An 18,448-nucleotide genomic window follows, 5' to 3' on the forward strand; every position below is an offset into this window, starting at 1 on the left:
CCGCTTCTGCGTATCGCCACCCGCCTATCGCGAATGATAGCGGAATCTTTTCTTTTATAGGAAAAAAGTTCTATGTATTTAACTCGGAAAATGATAGTATATATCCAGTTGAATACGTTGTGAGAAAGGCAAACTCGCCGAAAGGCGAGGACGCAAAGCTACGGGCCTAAGGGAAACTACGGTCGCCGGGTTGCCAGGGAACAGTGCCGCATACAAGGTTATTTCCATGGGAAATAGCTTTTTGTTTTCTCTTTTTTCCAACCGTTTTCATAGACGTATTTCCTCGATTGCATCGCTGCCCAATATTAGTCATCGTGAGGGATTACTATGTTACGTGCTCGACGTTTGCCGCTGCTGCTGCTATCCGGATTCGCCGCGACCATCGGATGCTGGTATCTGATCTTCTGGGAAAATGAATGGATGCGCGTCTTGGGCTCGAACGTGCTTCAGATTTTGGCAGGCGCCGTCGGCGCTTTTTGGACATTGCGGACAGGTATTAGGCTGAACGGCAAGCGCCGCAGATTTTGGCTGATGATCGGCACGGGCCTGATCCTCAATGTGCTAGCTAATTTTCAACTGCTCTACACGCAGCTTGCTTCGTCCGCCACGGAATATTCCGCGTTCTCCTACGTTTTCTGGCTGATCGCCTACTGTTTTTTTCTCGTCGCCCTGTTCGGCAAATACAGGTATGTCCAAGGTCGTTCGACGGGGTCCGGCTATCTGTTCAACATCGTCGTCTTTACGGTCACGGCCGCCAGCGTCAGCATTCACTTCGTGATCAATCCGATCGTCTCCATCCCCGACGAATCGCCATTCGTCACGCTGCTCTCCGTCGCTTACCCCCTGGCGTCGCTGAGCATCTTCCTGATTACGCTTATTCTGTACTATACCTTGCTGCAGCAGGGCGCGCTGAGCGCCTCGATGCTGTACGTCGTCTGGGGCATGCTGTGCCAGGTCGCGAGCGATCTCGGCTTCGCCTACCTCTCCGAGCGCCAGGCGCAGAGCTCTGGCGAGTTCGTGGACGTGTTATGGGTGCTTGCCTTGCTGTTGATCGGACTGGGCGGCCGTTATGCGGCGGGAGAGAAGGTGACCGATCCTTTAAAGGAAAGCGAGTCCGGCGGGCAGATCAAGGAGTCCGTCTTCCCGTATGCCAGCATCGCCGTACTCGTCATTTTTTTCGTATTCGGCAGCCGCTGGGATTTTAACGCGCTCAGCCTGGGCTTGCTGCTGCTGTTTCTGTTGATCGCGGGGCGCCAGCTCCGTATGATGCGCGTCCTGAACAAGCTGATGGGCGAGTACCGTTATCTGGCTTACCACGACCCGCTCACGGGCCTGAAGAACCGAATCGGCTTCCTGGAGGATCTGGAACGCATGATCGGCAGGACCGGCGTGCGCGCAGGCTTGCTGCTGATCGACCTCGACCGCTTCAAGGTGATCAACGATACGCTCGGGCATCATGCCGGGGACCGGATTCTGGTTCAGACGGCAGAACGGCTCAGGCGCTCCGTCGGCTGTGTCCGGGTGCCGCTCTACAGGCTGGGCGGCGACGAATTCGTCGTCATCTTGACGGATGCCGAGAATTCCTGGTGCGCGGCAGCGGCCGAGCGGATTTTGGAGCAGTTTCGCGAGCCGTTCCGCTTCGAGGAGATCGAGATCATCGCGACGCCTAGCATCGGCATCAGCATCTATCCGGATAACGGCTGCACGAGCAACGACCTGTTAAAATACGCGGATGCCGCGATGTACCTGGCGAAGGAAAACGGCAAAAACAGCTTCCGGTTCTATAATACGGAGCTGCACGCGATTCTGGCCCGCAAAATGAAGCTGGAACACGAGCTCAGGCGGGCGATCGAACGCAGCCAATTCAAGCTCAGCTACCAGCCGAAGGTCGAGCTGCGCACGGAGCGGATCATCGGCATGGAGGCGCTGCTTCGCTGGGAGCATCCTGAGCTCGGCATTGTTTCCCCCGCGGAGTTCATTCCCGTCGCCGAAGAGACGGGCCAGATCGTCGCGATCGGGAACTGGGTGCTCGAACGCGCCTGCGAGCAGAACAAGGCATGGCAGGATAAAGGCTACCCGCCGTTGTGCATCTCGGTCAACGTATCGGTGCGCCAGTTTCAGCATCGCGAATTCCTGATGTCGGTACGCAGCGTGCTGCAGCGGACGGGCTTGTCCGCCGCGTACCTGGAGCTTGAGATCACGGAAAGCATCATGCAAAACGTGAAGGAGAGCACCGACGTGCTGCACGCGCTCAGAAAGATGGGCATCGGCGTCTCGATCGACGACTTCGGCACGGGCTATTCGTCGCTGTTCATCATTCCCAAGCTGCCGATCGATACGATCAAGATCGACAAGTCTTTCATCGACGATATCGACGACCGGGTTCAGCTGTCGATGCTCAAGACGATCATCGATCTGGGGCTGAGTCTCAACCTGGGCGTCGTCGCGGAAGGGATCGAGTCGGAGCACCAACGGCAGGTGCTCGTCGCGCACGGCTGTCCGGTCGGTCAGGGGTATCTCTATTCCAGGCCGGTGAGCCCGGAAGCGTTCGAGGAGATGCTGTCGGCCGCGAGGGCGGCGGGAACCGGATCGAATACGTGCCCGGACATCGCGAATTAAGGCTGAAGGAGCGTTTCGCTGACGCAGCCGTCAATTCCGCTCGGGGTAAAAGGTCAGGCCGAGCTGTTCGACGATCTCTTCCGGCGACAGTCCGCGAACGTCCCGCTGCGCGGCGTAGGATTCGCTGCTGAGCGCGACGAGCAGCATGTCCGCCTTGAATACGGCGCTCGCCTGCGCGACGGCCATGTCCTGGCCGCTTCCGGGCATCTTCTCGAACTGCGCGACGAGAATCTCGTGCAGCTGCCCGTAGAGCGGACTTAGCGCTTTGGGCCGGGCGCGGGCAGCGGGAGGGGATTCCTCTACGCCCGCCAGCAGCCGGTTCTTTTTCTCGCGGAAACCGACGAACAAGCTCACGATCCCACGAAGACGCAGACTCGGCGAGTCGTCGCGATGCGTCTCGAGATAGGCTTCGATATCGTCGAACAACAGCACGATGTTGTCCTTCATCAGGTCGAGGCACAGCTCGCTTTTGTTGCGGTACCGGCGATACAGCGTCCCCGGGCCGATCTGGGCTTCGGTCGCGATCTGATTCATGCTGACCTGGCCTGCGCCGTGCCGGTCGAACAGCCGGAGCGCCGCATCCAGTATGCGCTGACGGTTCTCCGCGGCATCGCGCCGTTCCGGGCGAGCGCCGGCTTCTTGTCTCTCATCCATTCTCCGCAACCTCCATTGAATGCTTCTTGACATCGGAGAGGTCTCCGCTTAATATCAAGTGGAGAGGTCTCCGGTTAATATTATCATGGTGATGAGGAGGATTCAACATGGATCGACAAATCGGCAAAACGGCGCTGCTCGTGATGGATATGCAGCAGTCGATCGTCGCGAGATACGCGATGGACGAGGCGCGGTGGCGGCCATTTCAGACGGCCGTTCGCGCGGCGCGCGAGCACGGCGTTCAGGTTATTTATGTCCGGCTCGCCTTCCGCGAGGGGTACCCCGAGGTCCACGCTGGCAATAAGATGTTCGCGGGTCTGGCCCAATACGGCGGCGCGACGGTCGCGGACGCGGGCACGCAAATTCTCGACGAGGTGCGGCCCGAACCGGGCGAGCCGGTCGTCACCAAGGTCCGCGTCAGCGCGTTCGCGGGCAGCGGGCTCGACGTCCTGCTTCGCGCGCGCGGGATCGATTCGCTCGTCCTCTGCGGCGTCTCCACGAGCGGCGTCGTGCTGTCGACGCTGCGGGAAGCGGCGGACCGCGATTTTACGCTGACGGTGCTGTCGGACGCCTGTATCGACGCCGATCCCGAGGTTCATCGCGTGCTCGCCGAGAAAGTTTTCCCGCGCCAGGCGGACGTGCTGACCGCGGAAGAATGGGCGAACCGGCTGTTTTAACGAAACGCGGAATCCTGCATTCGGTTTCGCGGCGGAAAGAAGGCTTGTCGGCTATGCCGATATGGAAAAGAAACCTGATCGTATGCTGGTTCGGGATGTTCGTCACGGGCATCGGCATGAGCCAGCTGGCACCGGTGCTGCCGCTTTTCATCAATCATCTGGGCATCGAAAATAAAGCTTACGTCTCTCAGCTGTCCGGTCTCGCGTTCGGCATTACGTTTATCGTGTCGGCGATCTTCTCGCCGATCTGGGGGGCACGCGGCCGACCGATTCGGCCGCAAGCCGATGCTGCTGCGCGCAAGCCTCGGCATGGCGATCGTCATCGGGTGCATGGGCTTCGCGCATAACGTGTACATGTTGATCGGGCTCCGGCTGCTGCAAGGCGTCATCACGGGCTACGGGACGGCCTGCACGACCATGATCGCGACGCAGACGGACAAGGCGCATGCGGGCTACGCGCTCGCTACCCTCTCTACGGCGAGCATCGCCGGATCGCTGCTCGGTCCGACGGTCGGCGGCTTCATCGGCGAGAACCTCGGGATGCGCGACGTGTTCTTCTTTACGGGCGCGCTGCTGTTCGTCGCTTTCGTCGCGACCGCGCTATTCGTACGGGAGTCGTTCGTCCGCGAGGACAAGTTGCAGGTGCGAGGGTTTCGGGAGGTGTGGGATTCCGTGCCGGACAAGGGCCTCACGCTAATCCTGTTCGCGACGTTTTTCGTGCTCACGGTCGCCTTGTACTCGGTGGAGCCGATTCTCACCGTCTATATCACGCATCTATCCGGCGGCGCAGGCCATGTTGCGTTGATCGCCGGCATTACGTTCTCGGCGTCGGGCCTCGCCAACATCTTCGCCGCCCCGCGGCTCGGCAAGCTGTCCGACCGGATCGGCGCCCACAAAGTCATGCTCGTCTCGATCGCCGTCGCGGGACTGCTGTTCATCCCCCAAGCGTTCGTGACCGCCCCGTGGCAGCTCATGGTCCTGCGCTTTCTGCTGGGGCTTACGTCCGCCGGACTCACGCCATCGGTCAATATTCTGCTGAAAAAGATCACGCCGCAGCAGATCACGGGCAGGGTGTTCGGATTTTCCATGTCCGCGGGCTACCTGGGCGTGTTCGCCGGCTCCGTGCTTGGCGGCCAGGTCGCGGCATGGTTCGGCCTTCGGTACGTGTTTGGCTTGACAGGCGCGCTGCTGCTGATCAACGCCGCTTGGGTGTACGCGAAGGTGTATCGGAAGCTAGCGGCGCAGCAAGTCGATGCGGAGGGCGTTGCGGCGAACTAAGGATGCGGGATATCGCTATTGCGCTTTAAGGACGGTTTTACGCCTGAATAAGAATGTCGAACATCGTTACTTTGCACGAAAAGTGCGATAGAGCCGAAATAAGTATGTCGCACATCTTTATTTCAACAAAACCATGCGACAACGACGGAATAAGGATACGGCGCATCATTATCCGCGCAGAGGTGGGATCGCCCCTCTTTGGACGCCGTCAGCCTACGTGCCGCCGGCGCATCTGCCGCGCCTGACCGCAAGCGACTGGCGGCAGGATTATCTGGACGGCCTGCGGCGTCTCGGGCTTCACCGGACGATCTCGGGCGCGGTCGTACAGGCGTAAAGGAGCAAGCATCTTCACACATCCTTGCGATTTGGTGTGATCGAGATCACACTGGCGCGACTCCGCGCTTTTATATACTTGGCTCATCCCAAGTCCATGAAAGCGAGGAAAACCGCTATGCTCAGTTCCCGCACGATCGAAATCATCAAATCCACGGTGCCCGTGCTCGAGCGGCACGGCACGTCGATCACGAAGCGCTTCTACCAGACGATGTTCGCCGCTCATCCGGAGCTGCTCAACCTGTTCAACCATGCGAACCAGAGCCAGGGCAGGCAGCAGACGGCGCTCGCCAACGTCGTCTACGCCGCGGCGCTGCATATCGACAAGCTGGAATCGATCCTGCCGGTCGTGAAGCAGATCGCGCACAAGCACCGCAGCCTCGGCGTGACGGCCGATCAGTATCCGATCGTCGGCAAGTATCTGCTGGGCGCGATCAAGGACGTGCTCGGCGACGCGGCGACGGACGATATTTTGCAGGCTTGGGCGGAAGCGTACGGCATCATCGCGAACGTCTTTATCCAGGTCGAGGAAGGCATGTACGCGCAGGCGGAAAAGCAGGACGGCGGCTGGGCGGGCTTCAGGGCGTTCCGCGTCGCGCGCAAGACGGCGGAGAGCGATGTCGTCACGTCGTTCTACCTGGTGCCGGCGGACGGCGGGGCGGTCGCGGCCTTCGAGCCGGGACAGTACATCAGCGTGCGGCTGGACATTCCGGGCGAGGCGAATACGCATATCCGCCAGTACAGCCTGTCGGATGCGCCGGGCAGGCCGTATTACCGGATCTCGGTGAAACGGGAGGACGCGCTTCCCGGCAAACCGGCGGGCATCGTGTCGTCGTACCTGCACGCGCAGGTTGAGGAAGGGGACGTGCTGCATCTGTCGGCGCCGGCGGGCGAATTCGTCCTCGACCTGGCGGATAAGCGGCCGCTCGCGCTCATCAGCGGCGGCGTGGGGCTGACGCCCATGGTCAGCATGCTGAAGGCTGCGGCGGAGGCGCAGCCCGATCGCGAGATCGCGTTTATACACGCCGCCCGGCGCGGGGACGCCCATGCGCTGCGGCAGGAAGCGGAGCAAGTCGCGGCGGGCAGCCCGCGCGTGTCGACGCACTGGTGCTACAGCCGTCCGTCGGCGTCGGACCGGGAGACGGGTGCTTTTCACAAGGAAGGCTACGTGGATCTGTCCTGGCTTAAGCAGGTTGTTCCGACGACGGATGCCAGCTTCTACTTCTGCGGGCCGACCCCGTTCATGAAGACGGTGTACGCCGCGCTGCGGTCGTGGGGGATCGCGGAGGAGCGAATTCGATTCGAGTTTTTCGGCCCGTCCGGCAGCCTGCGGGAGGCGGAGACAACGGAGAGCATTCGCGCTTGAGCCTGTCTTGGGGCGGCATCAGGTCGGCGGCTGACGCTTGCGCAGCAGCCGGTTGACCGTCTCCCGGCGCAGCCCGACGAATTGCCCGATCTCCTCCTGCGTCAGCACGTCGGTGAGCGGGGCCGGCCCGATATACGTCTCGAACCAGGCTGCGAGCTTGCTCAGCTTTTCGGCGGGAGACGTCTCCGTCAATTGATCGAACCGCTGCTGCAGCAGGCTCAGCCTGCCCTGCAGGAGCAGCGCCACGTTCCGATAGCGCGCGGGGTCCTGCGCCAGCTCCTCATACCAATTCGCGGCGGGCAGCAAGTCGATCTCGCTGGTGGAGAGCGCGACGGCCGTGCCGAAGTACGGCTTCGGACTGATGAGCGAGTGATGGGGAATCGTCTCGCCCGGCACGATGATGTTGACCAGGTACTGCGAGCCGTCCGGATGAAGGCGAACGATCTTGAGCAGACCGCTTTTCAGATGGTACAGGGGTCCCGATTCGCCTTGCCGGAACAGCGTCTCGCCTTTGTGCAGGATCATATCGATCGCCTCCGCTTGGGGGATATAAAAAAAAGCGAATGCGCCGCGGTCGGGGTCCATTCGCTTTTTTTGGTCTTTAGCCGGACTCCGCCTGGTTCGCGCGCCGGGACTGAACGGGGATGATGCGCTCGACGTGGTGAGCGATCCAGAGCGTGAGCAGCAGCCCGATCAGGGAGACGCAGACGGATGCGGGAATGACCCAAATGAAGGACGCATGCACGAAAAACGGAATGAGCGACACGGCCAGGATCGGCGGCGCATTCCATTTAAACCGGTTGATCAGGTAGATGACGACGAGCATGTCGATCAACAAGGAGACCGCGCCCGGATACAAGGAGGATAAAGCGGTGCCGATCAGAACGGAGACGACCGCCCCGAAGGCGACCTTGCCCAGTTTGCCCGGAGAAAAAGGGTGCGCGATAAAAAGAAGGCTAAAAGCGCCGAGCGTCGGAAAAAATAAAGCGTGCATCGCGGGCAAACGCGAGGAAATCCAATAGATGCCTACGATATATAAGCAGATAGCGACGGCCTTGAAATTCAAAACGGTTCAACCTCTTCCTGTTCGGCTTGCATATCGGATCAATTCCCGGCGGACATGCCGACATTATTTTACGCCTCATCCTTTCCGCGCGTCAATGTTCGGATCGGAACGGCAGCGTCGTTTGGTTGAAGGGACGTCGATTCGGTTTAAAGAATAGGGAGAGCGCCGAAAGGCTTAATCTTAACGATGAGGTGAGGACATGCCAAATATGCATACGGCCAGCCAGGAAGCGATCGATAAGGTGCGGGACCTGATCAACGGAATCGATACCGCCATGCTCACGACGGTGACGCCCGAAGGTCTGGTATCGCGCCCGCTGAAGACGCAGGAGGTCGAATTCGACGGGGACCTGTGGTTTCTGACATCGAAGGACACGGACAAATACGAGGAACTGCTCGAGGACCCGCGCGTGAACGTCGCCTACGTCGGCAAATCGTACGTGTCGGTGCGCGGGGAGGCCGAGCTCGTGAGCGATCCGGCCAAGATTCGCGAGTTCTGGAACGTCGCGTACGAAAAGCTGCTGGACACGACTTACGACGATCCGAATCTGGTGCTGATCAAGGTCCGTGCGGAAACGGCCGAGTATTGGGACACGGGCAGCAAGATCAAGATGGTCGCGCATCTGTTCCAGCGGCTGACCGGTCGCGACAAACCGGACTCGGACCTGAACCAGACGGTGGATTTGCACTGATCGGGACGGTGAGAGGCCTCGCATGAGCCCTGCGCCCCGCTGGCAGAGGGATTCGGATCGTACAAGTGCTTTCGAGTGAAAGCACTTGTACGATCCGAAGGCGCGAAGGGTGCTTGAGTGCTTTCATTCGAAAGCACATCGGGCATTGAGACGAAGGGCGGGCGCGAGTGCTTTCGATTGACAGCACATTCGGCCTGTAAGGTAGGTGTGACGGTCCAATGCTTTCATAGGGAAGCACAAATGAGCATGGCCCAAAAAGGATGAAGCAGCGCGCTCGCTGTCTCATCCTTTTTTGTGTTGTGCGCGGCCGATAGTGCCCAAAAGCGCTTATCTCCGGGCAGGTAGGCGGTTGTGCGCGGCCGATAGTGTCCAAAAGCGCTTATCTCCGGGAAGGTGGGCGGTTGTGCGCGGCCGATAGTGTCCAAAAGCGCTTATCTCCGGGCAAGTGAGCGGTTGTGCGCGGCCGATAGTGCCCAAAAGCGCTTATCTCCGGGCAGGTGAGTGGTTGTGCGCGGCCGATAGTGCCCAAAAGCGCTTATCTCCGGGCAGGTGGGTGGCTGTGCGCGGCCGATAGTGTCCAAAAGCGCTTATCTCCGGGCAGGTAAGTGGCTGTGCGCGGCCGATAGTGTCCAAAAGCGCTTATCTCCGGGCGGGGAGGCGGTTGTGCGCGACCGATAGTGCCCAAAAGCGCTTATCTCCGGGCAGGTAGGTGGCTGTGCGCGGCCGATAGTGCCCAAAAGCGCTTATCTCCGGGCAGGTGGACGGTTGTGCGCGGCCGATAGTGCCCAAAAGCGCTTATCTCCGGGCAGGTGGGCGGCTGTGCGCGGCCGATAGTGCCCAAAAGCGCTTATCTCCGTGCAGGTGGGCGGTTGTGCGCGGCCGATAGTGCCCAAAAGCGCTTATCTCCGGGCAGGTGGGCGGCTGTGCGGGATGGATAGTGTCCAAAAGCGCTTATCTCCGGGCAGGTGGGCGGTTGTGCGCGACGGATAGTGCCCAAAAGCGCTTATCTCCGGGCAGGTGGGCGGTTGTGCGCGACCGATAGCGCTCGCCCCCAAACTTCTATACAAATGTACCAGAAATCGAAGCATTGCCTTCTACAGCCCGCCGGGCCGCCTCTCTATAATTAGAGGCACGACACAGAAAAGAAGGTGACGCGCATGAGCAAAACCGAAGCCTCCCTGGCCGCAAGACCGCCGCTGGCCGCGCCCGCTGCCCATAAGGGGCGCAAATGGAAGCTGATCCGCGGCAATCTGGACATGTATTTGCTCCTCGTGCCCGGCCTGGTCTTCCTGCTGCTATTCAAATACACGCCGATGTACGGCATTCTGATCGCGTTCCAGGACTTCAACATCTTCAGCGGCATCCGGGGCAGCGAATGGGTGGGGACGGCGCAGTTCGAGAAGCTGGTGCATTCGGACGAGTTCCTCCAGGTGCTGTGGAATACGCTGCTGATCAGCCTGTACAAGATCGTCATCCTGTTCCCGATCCCGATCGTGCTCGCGCTGTTCCTGAACGAGGTTCGCCGCATGTTTTTCAAGCGCACGATCCAGACGATCATCTACCTGCCGCACTTTTTGTCCTGGGTCATCATCTCGGGATTGTTCATCAACATCCTCTCGCCGTCAGGCGGCCTCGTCAACGAGATCATCCGCGCGCTGGGCGGCGAGCCGATCTCCTTTTTTTACCGACAACGCGTTCTTCCGCAGCATCGTCGTCTTCACGGCGGGGTGGAAGGAGATCGGCTGGAACGCCATCGTCTTCATCGCCGCGATCGCGAGCATCGACCAGGAGCAGTACGAGGCGGCGGCTATCGACGGCGCGGGACGCATCCGCCAGATGATCTCGATCTCGCTGCCCGGCATGCTGCCCACGATCGTGCTCATGTTCATCCTGCGGATCGGCAGCCTGCTCGAAGCGGGCACGGAGCAGATTCTCACCATGTACAATCCGCTCGTCTACCAGACGGGCGACGTCATCGGCACCTTCGTGTACCGCATGGGTCTCGGCCAGCAGGATTACAGCTTCAGCACGGCGGTCGGCCTTTTCAACTCCGCGGTCGGCTTCCTTCTGATCGTCATCGGCAACATGCTGAGCCGCAAGTTCCTGCAACGAAGCATCTGGTAAAGGAGGGGCATCCATGCGACAACGAAAATTCGGCGATTACGCGCTCGACACGACGATCTATACGATCCTGATCGCGATGGGGCTGGCGACGCTGCTGCCGTTCGCCAACGTGCTGTCCAAGGCGATCAGCGAGGAATGGGCGATCACGGCGGGCAAGGTCGGCATTTTCCCGGTCGGCTTCCAGCTCGATACGATGAAGTTCGTCGTCACGAACGGCCAGTTCCTGCATTCGCTCGGCATCTCCGCGCTGGTCACCGTCGTCGGCACCCTGCTATCGCTGCTCGTCACGGCGCTGACGGCTTACCCGCTGTCGAAGCGGGAGCTGCCGGGGATGGGCATCATCATCGTACTGTTCATTTTCACCATGATGTTCAATGGCGGCATCATCCCGAACTATTTGCTCATCCGCGAGCTTCATCTGATCGACCATCTGGGCTCGCTCGTGCTGCCCGCGCTCGTCAGCGTGTTCAACATGCTCGTCATCAAAAGCTACTTCGAAGGATTGCCCGCCAGTCTCGAAGAGTCGGCCAGACTGGAAGGCGCGAGCAACTTCACGATCCTCTTCCGCATCATCTTGCCGCTCAGCGGGCCGGTGCTCGCGACGATCGGACTTTTTTACGCCGTCTCGTTCTGGAACGACTACTTTAACCCGATGCTGTATATCAACAGCACTTCGCTGAAGCCGCTTCAGCTCTACCTGCAGGATATCGTCATGAACGCCGACACGTCCTCGATTCTGAACCAGAGCGCCGACGATCTGATGAACGTGCAGCCCGAGGCGATCCGCTCGGCGACGGTCATCGCGTCCACCATCCCGATTTTGCTGGTCTATCCGTTTTTGCAGAAGTACTTCATCAAAGGCGTCCTGATCGGCTCGGTCAAGGGCTGACGCCGACTGGACTAACGCAACCTGGACATTAACTCGCCCGGGGACGCCCGGGAGATTAATGATATATTGTTCATACCAGTACAGGAGGGTCATACCATGAGAAAAGGCACCAAATGGCTCACGCTTACGGCGATGTCCGCGCTGCTGGCCTCGTCGCTCGCGGCTTGCGGCTCCGGCAACAACGGCAATAACGGCAATAACGCTTCTTCCGCTTCCGCGGACGCATCGGCCTCGGGCTCCGCGTCAAGCTCCGCGCCGGCTTCGGCAGCCGCGGGCGGCGACAAGCCGGCGCTCAAGCGTCTCGACGTCTGGCAGGATAAGGACTACAACACCTATCCCGTCGCCAAGCTGCTCGAAGAGAAGACCGGCTACAAGGTCCAGTACGACATGCTCCCGCAGGACAAATGGGCCGAAAAGCTCAACCTGCTCATGGCTTCCGGCGAAGCCTACGACATCGTCACTTCCTACAGCGACATGGCGCTCTATTCGGACTATGCGCAGCAGGGCGCGCTCGTGGACCTGACGCCGCTCATCGACCAGTACGGCCCCAATATCAAGGCGTCCATCTCCCAGCAATCGATCGACGCGCTTAAGGTAAACGGCAAGTTGTATGCGATTCCAACCTCGGTCACGTACAAGATCGGCACCAGCATCCTGATCCGTACGGACTGGCTGGACAAAGTCGGCATGCAGATGCCGACGACGACGGACGAGTTCAAGGCGGTGCTGCAGGCGTTCAAGGACAAGGATCCGGGCGGTCACGGAGACCAGGACGTCTCGCTGACGGGGAAGGGCGACATGCCGATGATGGACAATCTCGTCGGCGCGTTCGGGATGCCGAACGCCTGGAACGACGTGGACGGACAGCTCACGCCGCGATTGCTCGATCCGGCATTCAAGGACTACGTTGCCTTTATGAGCGAGCTCTACAAGGGCGGGCTGCTGGATAAGCAGTTCGTCGTCAACAAGGACGCGACGGCCAAGGAGAAGTTCTCGAGCGGCAAAGCGGGCGCCATCGTCGTCCACTGGGCGGACATTCCGGGGTTGTCGGACGCGCTGGCCAAGGCCGATCCGAACGCGAAGTTCGCTTACATCGGCGCCCTGAAGGGTCCGGGCGGCGAAGCGGGCTTCAGCGCCAACGCCGGCTTCGACCGGCTGACCTATGTTCCGAAAGCCTCCAAGCATCCGGAGGACGCCATCAAGTGGATCGACGCGAGCCTCGAGCCGGAGACGTTCAAGGAGATGGCGATCGGCGTGGAGGGTACGCACTACAAGGTCGTGGACGGCGCGTACGAGCCGATCCTGCCGATTTTCACCGACGAGCGCAACCTCGCCAACAACTACATGGCGGGCACGGACGAAGCGAAGTATCCGCAGTACTGGCAGGCGCGCGTGCGCAAGAGCCCGATCATGTTCGAAGCGTTCGACTTCCTGAACAACAAGCAGCCGGACGACGTGAAAATCACCAATATGCTGGGACTCGCGCCGTTCATGCCGAACTACGCGAAGAACAACCAGCAGCTCGAGACGATGGCCGGCGACTACACCGTCAAGCTGATCGCGGGCGCCGAGTCGATCGACGGACTCGAGGCGTTCCAGGCGAAGTATAAGGCGGCCGGCGGCGAAGCGAGCGTCAAGGAAGTCAATGATTGGTACGCAACGGGCAACAAATAAAAGCATAGGCGGCGGTCGGCTCGAAGCGGGCCTGCCGCCTCTTGCATGGGAGGATAACCGGATATGAGTACGACAGGATACGCTTTTACGCGAGAGGTCAAGACTTATCTGGAGGCGGACGTCGTCGTCATCGGAGGCGGCCCCGCCGGCACGGCGGCGGCGATCGCGGCGGCGCGCGGGGGCAAGAAGGTCGCGCTGCTCGAGAAGTCCGCCCAGCTCGGCGGCATGGGCACGCTGGCCAACGTGAGCGTCTTTATGCCCGTCGGCAACGTAACCGGCATCTACCGCGAGATCATCGCCGACATGCTGGCCGAGTATTTGCCGCCGGATCACGACGAGTCCATCGCGCCGCAATATTCGCCGTTTCTGCTGCGGCAGTACTTGAACGAGAAGATGAAAAAGGAGAACGTCGACGTTTTCTTCCACTGCGAATTCGTCGGCTCGGTGGTGGAGGGCCGGCGAATGAAGGCGGCGATCGTCTCGACGCGCGAGGGACTGCGGGCGTTCGAGGCCGGCTGCTTCATCGACTGCACGGGAGACGCGCGGGTCGCGATCGACGCGGGGGTGCCGTACCATGCGGGACGGGAGGCGGACGGTCTGACGCAGCCGATGACGCTCATGTTCACGATGCAGGATACCGGCAAGCCGGTGCGGCAGATTTTGCCCGAAGGGTGCTACGAATACAACGAAGTATCCGACCTGCCGCAGGGACGCCGGCTGTACTGGGAGCGGAACGGCGACGGCTCGCTGCTCGTCAACATGTCGCGCGTCAAGGGCAACGGCGCTAAAATAGAGGATGTCAATCATGCGGAGACCGAGGCGCTGCGGCAGGTGTTCTCGATCGCGAATTACTTGCAGCGCACCGGATTCGAGACGTACGCCATCTCCCACATCGCCCCGCAGACGGGCGTGCGGGAGACGAACCAGATCGAGGGGTTGTACACGCTGACCGAGGCGGATGTCGTGGGCGGAGCGCGCTTCCCCGACGTCGTCGCGCAGACGAACTACGAGATCGACATCCACAGCCCCGACGCGCAGAAGACGACGGACGAACGCAAGGTCGACGGCTACGACATCCCGTACCGGTGCATGGTGCCGGCGGGGCTCGACAATGTGCTCGTGGCGGGCCGCGCGATCTCCGCGACGCATGTCGCGATGTCGTCGATGCGCGTGCAGGCGACGTGCTACGCGCTCGGCCAGGCGGCCGGCGCCGCCGTCGCGCTGACGCCAGCGGGCACGCCGCTCAAGGACGCGCCGATGGCGGAGCTGCACGCCGAGCTGGAGCGCCAGGGCGTGCGGCTGTACCGGCAAGGGGCGTCGGCGGTGTGAGGTAGCCGCGAGCGCAGGAAGCGCGGTGCTTGGAAGGCGGGCTGCGGATGTTCGGATGAGCGGAGTTAGCAGGAAGAACGGCTAACTTGGGGCAGCCGCGGCTCGGATGAGCGGAGATAGCAGGAAGAACCGAGCAACTCGGGACCGTGGAGTTCGCGGGCGCATTGAGGCATAGTGGCGGAAGGGGATGGCGGCATGTACAAATTGCTGATCGTAGACGACGAACCGACGGTGCGCGCGGGCTTGCGCGGTTATTTCGACTGGGCTTCCCGCGGCATCGAAGTCGCGGGCGAGGCGGACGACGGCGACGTGGCGCTGGAGCTCATCGAGCGCGAGCCGCCCGACCTGGTGCTGACGGACGTCCGCATGCCGAACCTGGACGGCATCTCCCTGTCGCAGCACATCTCCGCGCGCTTCCCCGAGGTCAAGATCATCTTCGTCAGCGGGCACGACGACGCCGAGTACCTGAAGTCCGCGCTGAAGGTGAGCGCGGTCGATTACATTTTCAAGCCGGTCAACCTGCACGAGCTCGGAGAGGTCGTCCGGCGCGTCGTCGCCGAGCTGGACGCGCGGGGCCGGGAGCGTCAGGCGAACGAGGAGCGGCTCCGCAAGCTTCAGGAGAGCATGCCCCTGCTGCGCGAGAAGTTCCTGCTGTCGCTCGTCGGAGGCGCGCCGCGGACGGACTTGCGCGAGCGGGCGGCTTTCCTTGGGCTGGACCTGCCCGAGGAGGCGCCGTATTGGGTCATCGCCCTGTCGGTCGACGACCTGGCGGAGGTGACGGGCAGCCGGTCGGAGCTGGACCGCCAGCTGCTATGGTATTCGGTGCTCAACATCTGCCAGGAGCTGATCGACCGGAGCCTGGGCGGCTATATGTTCGAGCACGGCGTCGGGGCGTTCGTCGGCATCCTGCGGGCGGACGGGGCGAACGGGGCGAACGGTGCGAACGGGGCGAACGGTGCGGAGGGGGCAGGCGGCGCGGATGGGCCGGACGGGCCGGACGCGGCGGAGTCGCTGCTCAAGCTCGCCGGCGACATCCGGGACAATCTCGAGCGCTGGCTCAAGCTGAGCGTGACGATCGGCATCGGAGAGCAGGCCGGCAGCCTCGGCGGTGTCGCGTCCAGCTACAGGCAGGCGCGCGAGGCGGCCGAACACAAGTGGTATTTGGGCAAAAACCAGATCATCACGATGGACAGCCTGGACGGCGCCGAAGAGGACGCGGACAGTCCCGGCGGCTATGGCCGCGACGACCGGGAAGCGCTGGTCTCCGCCTTGAAGGCAGCCAATCCGGATACGCTGCGGGAAGTGCTGGACCGGCTGTTCGCGGATCTGAACCGCGGCCGCAGGGACGGGCTGCGTTACGGCCGCAACGTCTGCTTGCAGATCGTCCTGGCGGTCGGCCAGCTGATGCTCGAGCTGAACGCGCAGTCGGCGTTCGAGCGGGAGGAGGCGGAGCTGCTCGAGTCGCTGCTCGCCCAGGAGACGCTGAGCGGCATGCGCGGGCTCGTCGAATCTTATGTGGCGGCGGCATACGAACGCATTCGCGACAAGCGCTCCGGCAAGACGGCCAATCTGGTGGAGCGGGTACGGGACATTATCGGGCGGCGGTATGCGGAAGGCGGCTTGACCGTGGCCGAGATCGGCAAGGAGGTCTACTTGACCCCGACTTACGTCAGCCTCCTTTTCAAGCAGGAGACCGGCGGGACGATCGGCGAGTATCTTACGCAGGTTCGGATCGAGCGGGCGAAGGCGATGCTGCGCGATCCGCAGTACAAGCTGTACGACATCTGCCACGCGATCGGATTCACCGACCCGAGCTACTTCACCAAGCTGTTCAAAAAGGAAACGGGTCTCACGCCGAGCGCGTTCCGGGACGGACATGCGTAAGCCGCTGCGCTGGCTCGCGCGGCTGTCGGGAGCGGTGTCCGGCGGCCTCGTCCGGTTCCTGCGCCGCATCGCCATCCCCAAGGAATGGCTGCTCGTCTATCTCGCGCTCATCGTCTTGCCGGCCGGCATCATTTTGTACGGCTATTACGAGCGGTCGGCGTCCATTCTCAAGAACGAAGTGTTGCGCACGATGCAGCAGGCGCTGAAGCAGGCGGGCAGCAATCTGTCCTACCGGCTCGCGCACATCGAGGACATCAGCGACGCGGCGTTCATGAACAGCAACCTGCACAAGTACCTGTCCGTCGGCGCGGACGACCAATCGATCGGGGTCCAGCTCGAAGTCGTGAAGGATTTGCGGTTTCTGGTCGAGTCCGTGCAGTCCAACCCGGACGTGTTTCGCATTCGTCTGTTCGTGAACAAGTCCAAGATTTATGCCGACGAAAAAATCAATTTCTTTTCCCTCGAGAGCATCAAGGATAAGCCGTGGTACGCGGATATCATCGCAGGCAACGGGGGCGTGGTCTGGATCGGGGACTACGAGGAAACCTACCTGCAGGACGGCCGGGTACGGGTCATCTCCGCCGCGCGCATGCTCCGCGATCCCGACCGGTACGATCAGGTGTCCGGCGTGGAGATGATCGACGTCAAGGAAAAGCTCGTGACGGATATTCTGTCGGGGCTTCAATTCGCGCCCGGCACGCAAATTTATCTTGCGGACGCGGCGGGCACGATCGTTTATCATCCGGATGCGTCGCTCGTCGGCACGCAGGTGCCGCCGCAGGTGCAGGAGGTGCTGGGCAGCGGGCCGGAGGGCAGCCGCTCGGTCGTCCTCGGAGCGGAAGACGGCGAGGTGCTGTACACGACGCTCGAGCCGACCGGCTGGAAGCTCGTGGCCCAGGGGACCGCGTCCCAGCTGTCCCGCCGCGCGGCCAAGCTCACGCAAGCGTCGGGGCTGACCTCGCTGCTCGAGTATACGGCGCTGTTCCTCTTTCTGCCGTTCGTGCTGCTCGCTTTTATCGTGCGGGGCATGAACCGGCGGATGAAAAAGGTCATCACGACGATCCGCCGCGAAGGCACGGACGGTCTAAGCGATCTGCCGGCGTTGACCAGCGACTTCCTCGTGCTGGAACGCAGCGTGGATCATCTCGTTCTGCGCGTCCGCACGCTCGTGGAGGAGAAGTACAAGGCGCAGCTCCACGAGCGGGAGGCCCAATTGACTGCGCTGCAGGCGCAGATCAACCCGCACTTCCTCTACAACACGCTCGACACGATCAACTGGATCGCGATCGGCCGAGGCGCAACGGATATCAGCCAGATGATCGACAGCCTGGCGAAGTATTTCCGCCTTAGCCTGAACAAGGGGCAGAGCATCGTCGGCGCGAGGGACGAGCTGCGTCTGGCAGAGGTATATCTGGAAATTCAGCAGAGCCGCTTCCCCGACACGTTCGGCTTCCGGCTGGACGTCGAGCCGGGCCTTGACGCCTGCCGGATGCCGAAGCTGATCCTCCAGCCGATCGTCGAGAACGCGCTGCTGCACGGCATCCGCAAGACCAAGGGCAAGCGCGGCACGATCGTCATCTCCGCCCGCGCGGAGGACGGGGATCTCGTCTTCGCCGTATCCGACGACGGCATCGGCATGGACGAGGCCCAGGCGCGCCGGCTCCTCGCCGAGGCGCCGACGGACGCGAAGCCGGACGGAACCGGCAGCTCGTACGGCTTGTACAACGTCAACGAGCGCATCCGGCTGTACGCGGGAGACGGGTACGGGCTCACGATCGTATCCGCGCCGGGAGTGGGCACGACGGTCACGGTCCGGCTGAGAGCGGAGGACGGCGGCGGAGGAGCGTAGTCGTCACATAGACAG

12 protein-coding genes, 2 pseudogenes and 1 riboswitch are annotated in these 18,448 nt (G+C 61.7%); of the genes and pseudogenes, 11 read left to right on the forward strand and 3 right to left on the reverse strand.

The features are described 5' to 3' along the window. Positions 1 to 117 precede the first annotated feature (117 nt). A riboswitch (cyclic di-GMP riboswitch) is annotated at positions 118 to 198 on the forward strand. 147 nt (positions 199 to 345) lie between these two features. Next, positions 346 to 2,619 (forward strand): putative bifunctional diguanylate cyclase/phosphodiesterase, encoded by a 2,274-nt coding sequence (locus OMP40_RS19980; protein ID WP_277533993.1) that lies wholly within the window; start codon positions 346 to 348, stop codon positions 2,617 to 2,619. 30 nt (positions 2,620 to 2,649) lie between these two features. On the opposite strand, the gene OMP40_RS19985 is transcribed toward OMP40_RS19980, so the two are convergent. Further along, positions 2,650 to 3,273: a TetR/AcrR family transcriptional regulator gene (locus OMP40_RS19985; RefSeq protein WP_277533994.1), complete on the reverse strand. Its 624-nt coding sequence runs from the start codon at positions 3,271 to 3,273 to the stop codon at positions 2,650 to 2,652. 107 nt (positions 3,274 to 3,380) lie between these two features. Here OMP40_RS19985 and OMP40_RS19990 point away from each other — a divergent pair, with 107 nt between their 5' ends. The 3 genes and pseudogenes from OMP40_RS19990 (at position 3,381) to hmpA (ending at position 6,927) form a co-directional block, all read left to right on the forward strand. Further along, positions 3,381 to 3,950 (forward strand): cysteine hydrolase family protein, encoded by a 570-nt coding sequence (locus OMP40_RS19990; RefSeq protein WP_277533997.1) that lies wholly within the window; start codon positions 3,381 to 3,383, stop codon positions 3,948 to 3,950. Between the two features lie 53 nt (positions 3,951 to 4,003). Further along, a pseudogene (locus OMP40_RS19995) lies at positions 4,004 to 5,228 on the forward strand (multidrug efflux MFS transporter). Between the two features lie 451 nt (positions 5,229 to 5,679). After that, entirely contained in the window at positions 5,680 to 6,927 is a 1,248-nt protein-coding gene (hmpA, locus tag OMP40_RS20000) for an NO-inducible flavohemoprotein (protein ID WP_277533998.1), read from the forward strand. 18 nt (positions 6,928 to 6,945) lie between these two features. Here hmpA and OMP40_RS20005 read toward each other — a convergent pair whose 3' ends face one another. Both OMP40_RS20005 and OMP40_RS20010 read right to left on the reverse strand, forming a co-directional pair. Further along, positions 6,946 to 7,452 carry a Crp/Fnr family transcriptional regulator gene (locus tag OMP40_RS20005; protein WP_277534001.1) on the reverse strand — a complete coding sequence of 169 codons (507 nt, stop codon included), beginning with the start codon at positions 7,450 to 7,452 and terminating at the stop codon, positions 6,946 to 6,948. Positions 7,453 to 7,528: 76 nt separating this feature from the next. Continuing rightward, positions 7,529 to 7,993, reverse strand: coding sequence for an HPP family protein (locus OMP40_RS20010; RefSeq protein WP_277534003.1), 465 nt, complete (start codon positions 7,991 to 7,993; stop codon positions 7,529 to 7,531). Positions 7,994 to 8,192: 199 nt separating this feature from the next. On the opposite strand from OMP40_RS20010, the gene OMP40_RS20015 reads away from it, so the two are divergent. The 7 genes and pseudogenes from OMP40_RS20015 (at position 8,193) to OMP40_RS20045 (ending at position 18,433) form a co-directional block, all read left to right on the forward strand. Next, positions 8,193 to 8,684: a pyridoxamine 5'-phosphate oxidase family protein gene (locus OMP40_RS20015; RefSeq protein WP_277534004.1), complete on the forward strand. Its 492-nt coding sequence runs from the start codon at positions 8,193 to 8,195 to the stop codon at positions 8,682 to 8,684. A 1,256-nt stretch (positions 8,685 to 9,940) separates the two neighbouring features. Then, positions 9,941 to 10,808: pseudogene (locus tag OMP40_RS20020) on the forward strand (ABC transporter permease). A 13-nt stretch (positions 10,809 to 10,821) separates the two neighbouring features. Next, a complete protein-coding gene (locus OMP40_RS20025; protein ID WP_277534005.1) occupies positions 10,822 to 11,697 on the forward strand; it encodes a carbohydrate ABC transporter permease in 876 nt (291 codons plus the stop codon). 96 nt (positions 11,698 to 11,793) lie between these two features. After that, a complete protein-coding gene (locus OMP40_RS20030; protein ID WP_277534007.1) occupies positions 11,794 to 13,371 on the forward strand; it encodes an extracellular solute-binding protein in 1,578 nt (525 codons plus the stop codon). Between the two features lie 63 nt (positions 13,372 to 13,434). Beyond that, positions 13,435 to 14,700 carry an FAD-dependent oxidoreductase gene (locus OMP40_RS20035; protein WP_277534009.1) on the forward strand — a complete coding sequence of 422 codons (1,266 nt, stop codon included), beginning with the start codon at positions 13,435 to 13,437 and terminating at the stop codon, positions 14,698 to 14,700. A gap of 195 nt (positions 14,701 to 14,895) precedes the next feature. Beyond that, complete coding sequence (locus tag OMP40_RS20040) at positions 14,896 to 16,584, forward strand: response regulator (RefSeq protein ID WP_277534010.1); 1,689 nt, start codon at positions 14,896 to 14,898, stop codon at positions 16,582 to 16,584. Then, positions 16,577 to 18,433: a cache domain-containing sensor histidine kinase gene (locus OMP40_RS20045; protein WP_277534011.1), complete on the forward strand. Its 1,857-nt coding sequence runs from the start codon at positions 16,577 to 16,579 to the stop codon at positions 18,431 to 18,433. Before OMP40_RS20040 ends, OMP40_RS20045 begins: the two co-directional genes overlap by 8 nt. Positions 18,434 to 18,448: the final 15 nt, after the last annotated feature.

Origin of the sequence: Cohnella rhizosphaerae (assembly GCF_029525575.1) — a bacterium.
Lineage (GTDB): Bacteria > Bacillota > Bacilli > Paenibacillales > Paenibacillaceae > Cohnella > Cohnella rhizosphaerae.

Bases quoted from the DNA above. Each gene is read 5' to 3' on its own strand.
- OMP40_RS19985 (WP_277533994.1), bottom strand. From the start codon at position 3,273: ATGGATGAGAGACAAGAAGCCGGCGCTCGCCCGGAACGGCGCGATGCC.
- OMP40_RS19990 (WP_277533997.1), top strand. From the start codon at position 3,381: ATGGATCGACAAATCGGCAAAACGGCGCTGCTCGTGATGGATATGCAG.
- hmpA (WP_277533998.1), top strand. From the start codon at position 5,680: ATGCTCAGTTCCCGCACGATCGAAATCATCAAATCCACGGTGCCCGTG.
- OMP40_RS20005 (WP_277534001.1), bottom strand. From the start codon at position 7,452: ATGATCCTGCACAAAGGCGAGACGCTGTTCCGGCAAGGCGAATCGGGA.
- OMP40_RS20015 (WP_277534004.1), top strand. From the start codon at position 8,193: ATGCCAAATATGCATACGGCCAGCCAGGAAGCGATCGATAAGGTGCGG.
- OMP40_RS20025 (WP_277534005.1), top strand. From the start codon at position 10,822: ATGCGACAACGAAAATTCGGCGATTACGCGCTCGACACGACGATCTAT.
- OMP40_RS20030 (WP_277534007.1), top strand. From the start codon at position 11,794: ATGAGAAAAGGCACCAAATGGCTCACGCTTACGGCGATGTCCGCGCTG.
- OMP40_RS20035 (WP_277534009.1), top strand. From the start codon at position 13,435: ATGAGTACGACAGGATACGCTTTTACGCGAGAGGTCAAGACTTATCTG.
- OMP40_RS20040 (WP_277534010.1), top strand. From the start codon at position 14,896: ATGTACAAATTGCTGATCGTAGACGACGAACCGACGGTGCGCGCGGGC.
- OMP40_RS20045 (WP_277534011.1), top strand. From the start codon at position 16,577: ATGCGTAAGCCGCTGCGCTGGCTCGCGCGGCTGTCGGGAGCGGTGTCC.